Annotated in this window: 1 protein-coding gene and 2 pseudogenes; all 3 read left to right on the forward strand. The window is 55.9% G+C overall.

The annotated features are described in order from the left end of the window. Positions 1 to 157: pseudogene (locus IVA96_RS35350) on the forward strand (IS5/IS1182 family transposase); the annotation flags it as partial. 166 nt (positions 158 to 323) lie between these two features. Next, positions 324 to 740, forward strand: a complete 417-nt coding sequence (locus IVA96_RS35355) for an ester cyclase (protein ID WP_247422405.1) — start codon at positions 324 to 326, stop codon at positions 738 to 740. A gap of 343 nt (positions 741 to 1,083) precedes the next feature. Beyond that, a pseudogene (locus IVA96_RS35360) lies at positions 1,084 to 1,387 on the forward strand (YncE family protein); the annotation flags it as partial.

Below are 1,387 nucleotides of genomic sequence, written 5' to 3' on the forward strand. Positions count from 1 at the left end.
GATGTTGTTCGCGCACCTCAAGCGCATTCTCAAGCTCGACCGTTTGCGTTTACGAGGTCCAAACGGCGCGCGTGACGAGTTCATCCTCGCAGCCACCGCCCAAAACCTTCGAAAGATGGCCAAGCTGATCCCGATGCCCAGGCCGAGGCTCGCATAGAGGCGGTTGAGCAGTTCGGCCAAGTCGCGACGGAGCTATTACAACTAAATACTGCCGGCCTTTTTCAACAGCATCGGCCAAATGGCGTCTTTTGTGCTATATTGGTTGGACGCACGGCCGCAGTTCGCATAGCCGATTTGTGCTCTGGCAGAAAATGGAGGCGTTGATGTCGAGCGAGGAAAACAAACGTCTCGTGCGGCAATTCTATGAAGAGATTGATAAGGGCAATCTCGACGCTATGGATGAATTGGTCGCTGAGAACTACATCGATCACAGCCCTCCGCCCTTCCCAGGATTAGGGAAAGGACGTGAAGGCTTAAAGCAAGGCTTTAAAATATTCTGGGAAGCGACCCCGGGTTATCACCAGATCGAGGATCAAATTGCAGAAGGAGACAAGGTGGTCACGCGCCTCACTGCCTATGGCAAACATGAACGTGACCTGCCGGGAGCTCCGCGCACAGGTAACGACCTGAAGATGACCTCTGTAACCATACATCGCATCGCGAATGGGAAGCTCACTGAAAAGTGGGCAGAAAAGGACGTCATCGGCTTTTTGAAGCAAATCGGTGTGATGCCTCGTTAATATTTCTGACGGCTGCTGCGACGGCGGGTTGACCGAACTTCGAAGGCATGGTCGCGCAATCTTTCAAGTGATTCCGCTCGCTCTGGGGGCCATTATGCGCGCGATTGAAATGTCCCGTTCGGGTCAGCGGGCTTCGATAAAACTAGGCGAACATGTCCGCTTGTCAGCCACGAGCAGACGAGACGCCACTAGCGAACGAATGTTTCGCAGCGTAAGCTGCCAACACCAGCCCTCCAGACACTGGGCGGAAATCTGGGGAGAACGCTAGGATGTCCCATAACCGTGCCGCTTAGTACGAGCTTTAGCACTGGGCGCGCCAAGCCCCTTATGATCGTCGGCCTGGATGAGAAGCTTCTGTGGGACGAAAGCGGCAAGCTCTGCACCCGGTAAGGATCAGGTTCTCATCGTTGATCTCGCCTCGCCTGAAACCCCCAAGATCGTCGGTGCCCTGCCGCTGAAGAACTCAGTGGTCGGACCGCCCGTGAACGTTGCGATCGATCCCAGCGGAACGCTGGCGCTGGTCGCCGACTCGGTCGACGTCGTCAAGAACGGCGACGCGCTGAAACAGGTGCTGGACAACAAGATTTACGTCGTCGACCTGCAGGCCAATCCGCCCAAGCTGGCTGCAACGCTCACTGGCGGGAAAC

Source organism: Bradyrhizobium sp. 159 (assembly GCF_023073795.1).
Taxonomy (GTDB): domain Bacteria; phylum Pseudomonadota; class Alphaproteobacteria; order Rhizobiales; family Xanthobacteraceae; genus Bradyrhizobium.